Raw genomic sequence first — 3128 nt, forward strand, 5'->3', positions numbered from 1 at the left:
TCAATAATAATCCCTCAATAAGAATTATTCAACTTATAATTCCTAACTTTGAAGTTGAATTTAAATAACTTATTTTTAATAAAATGGCAAATAGTTTACCCTCATTTTTCAAATTACCTACGTATTATTCATTTGATTATAAGCCACGCTTTTATGACAAAGAAAAAAAACAAAGAGAGGCACAAAAAAGAAGGATAAATTTTAATCAGAAAAGCTTTCACAGAAACAGTAATATAACAGATCAAATATACAGAGAAAGAGAAGATTCAAAAAGAAAAATGAGATTTTTAAGCCTTGCTATTAGAACAGCATTAGTAATATTGTTCGTTATCATAGCATTTTTATTAGCAAAATATTTTGGTTTGCTCATTGAATCATCTTTATAACAAAAAACACATGGCAGACATAATAAATTTATTATCTGATTCAATTGCAAATCAAATTGCGGCAGGAGAAGTTGTTCAACGACCTGCATCTGTTGTAAAAGAGTTGCTCGAGAACTCTATTGATTCAGGTGCACAACAAATTAAATTAATTTTAAAAGAATCTGGAAAATCTTTGATTCAAATTACTGATGATGGTTGCGGAATGTCGGAAACTGATGCTCGCATGAGTTTTGAAAGACATGCTACTTCAAAAATAAAAAAAGCTACAGATCTTTTTAATATTCAAACAATGGGTTTCAGGGGAGAAGCTCTTGCATCAATAGCCTCAGTTTCAAAGATTGAGTTGAAAACTAAAAGGATAGAAGATGAAATAGGTACAAAAATAGTTATTGAAGGTGGAAAATTAATTACTCACGAACCTAATGCCTGTACAAGCGGAACGACAATTTCCGTAAAAAATCTTTTTTATAATATTCCTGTCAGAAAGAATTTCTTAAAATCAAACAATGTAGAATACAAATACATTATTTCGGAATTTATGCATATTTCCCTTGCTAAGCCCGAAATTAAAATGCTCATGACAAATGAAGGAAGAGATATTTATCATTTGAATAAAGGGCATTTGAAAAAGCGAATAACCAGTCTCTTTGGAAATAGAATTGAAAAACAATTGGTTCCTTTAAATGAAGAAACACCTATTGTAAAAATAAAGGGATTTATAGGGAAACCTGAAAGGGCAAAAAAATCCAGAGGTGATCAATTTCTTTTTGTTAACGGCAGGTTTATTAAAAACCCCTATTTTAATCATGCAATATTTAATGCTTACGATAATTTACTTCCGGATGATAGTTTCCCTTTTTACATTTTGTTTTTGGAAATTCCATCAAAGAGAATTGACATAAATGTGCATCCAACAAAAACGGAAGTTAAATTTGAAGATGACAAAGCAATTTATTCGATACTCAGAGCATCAATTCAAAAATCTTTGAATGAGCATCATGTAGCACCAAGTCTCGATTTTGAACAAGAAGCGTTTTATAATTTATTAAGTAGGGAAGAACGGGATAATAAAAAGGAAGATTCTAAAATAAAAATAAGTTTCGGGCAAGATAGTAATGTTAGCAAAAAGTCTTCTCAAGTTCAGGTAAAAGCTTCGGAAAACGATTGGAAGGAACTACTTAGCGTTTTAAAACTTGAAAAAAATGAAAGCCCAAAAATCAAAGAAGAAGAAATAAAATTTGATTTAAAAAATGAAGTTATAAGCAAAGATGATAAAAAAGTAATTCAAATTCATAACCGATATATTTTTACTCCTATTCATTCTGGAATGATGTTGATACATCAACAATATGCACATCAAAGAATATTGTTTGAAGAATATTTAAGAAATTTAAAAAAAGACAAAATTCCAATTCAAAAACAAATGTTTCCTGAGATTCTTGAATTTAACGAATTGGATTTTCAAATGGTTACAGAGCTAAAAGATGATCTTGAAAAAGCAGGAATATCTTTAGAAAAATTTGGAGAAAGAGAATTTGTGATTAACGGTATCCCAGCAAATATGAAAACAGATGATTCAAAAGCTTTTGTTGAATCTGTTCTTGACAATTACAAAAATAATTTGGGAAATACACAAATTGATACTAAAACGAAACTTGTAAAATCATTAGCCATAAATGCAGCAATTAAAACAGGAAAAAAATTATCAACTGATGAAATGTTGCTGATAATAGACAAATTATTTGCTTGTGAAAATCCATATTACTCACCAAACGGCAAGCCTGTTTTTCTGAAAATTGAACAAGACGAAATTGATAGAAAGTTTGAATAATTTAATTATTTTGAAAGCAAAACAAAAATATTGGATACAGGCATTTCGGTTGCACACACTGCCACTCGGAATATCAGGAGTAGCAATGGGAAATATCATTGTTTCTTATTCAACGAAAATCTCAACAGTAATTTTTGTTTTCTCAATTCTTACAGCAGTTTTGTTACAAATTTTATCAAATCTTGCTAACGATTACGGTGATACTTTACACGGTGCTGATTCAAAAGAAAGAATTGGTCCTCAAAGGACTGTTCAATCGGGTAAAATTTCTAAAAAGGAAATGCTATCTGCAATAATTACCTTTGCAATTTTATCTTTTGTTTCAGGTTTTTTACTATTAATTTTTAGTTATAAAAATATTGGCATTTATTCATTTTTAATATTTTTGTCTATTGGAATCTCCTCTATTTGGGCGGCTTACGCCTATACTTCTTCAAAAAAGCCTTATGGATACAAAGGTTTAGGAGATTTATTTGTCTTTGTTTTTTTTGGGATTGTAGCCGTTGTAGGTGTTTATTTTTTACAAACAGCAACACTAAATTTTATTGTTTTTTTACCCGCATTTGCTTTAGGATTTTTAAGTACTGCTGTTTTAAATCTGAATAATATACGTGACATTGAAAATGATAAAATCAATAATAAAATTACAATTCCGGTAAAAATAGGTTTTGCCAAAGCAAAAATATATCATCTTTTTTTAATCCTTTCTTCACTTATATTATTGTTAGTTTTTTCACTATTGATTTTTGAAAACACTACACAATATTTGTTCTTAGCACCCTTACTGATACTTGTTGTACATATTACAAAAGTTTTAAGAACAAAAACACCTGAAAAGTTCTATCCTTTTCTTCCTAAGTTATCAATTACAATTTTTATAATTGTTTTGGGGTTTTGGCTTGGTTGTTTGG

3 protein-coding genes are annotated in these 3128 nt (G+C 29.1%); all 3 read left to right on the forward strand.

The features are described from left to right. Positions 1-83 precede the first annotated feature (83 nt). Positions 84-386, forward strand: coding sequence for a hypothetical protein (locus U9R42_06635; protein ID MEA3495694.1), 303 nt, complete (start codon positions 84-86; stop codon positions 384-386). Between the two features lie 10 nt (positions 387-396). After that, positions 397-2217, forward strand: a complete 1821-nt coding sequence (gene mutL / locus U9R42_06640) for a DNA mismatch repair endonuclease MutL (protein MEA3495695.1) — start codon at positions 397-399, stop codon at positions 2215-2217. After that, positions 2210-3128, forward strand: a 919-nt coding sequence (gene menA, locus U9R42_06645) for a 1,4-dihydroxy-2-naphthoate octaprenyltransferase (GenBank protein MEA3495696.1), incomplete at its 3' end; no start/stop codon positions are given. The genes mutL and menA, both read left to right, overlap by 8 nt.

This window comes from Bacteroidota bacterium (assembly GCA_034723125.1).
GTDB lineage: Bacteria > Bacteroidota > Bacteroidia > CAILMK01 > JAAYUY01 > JAYEOP01.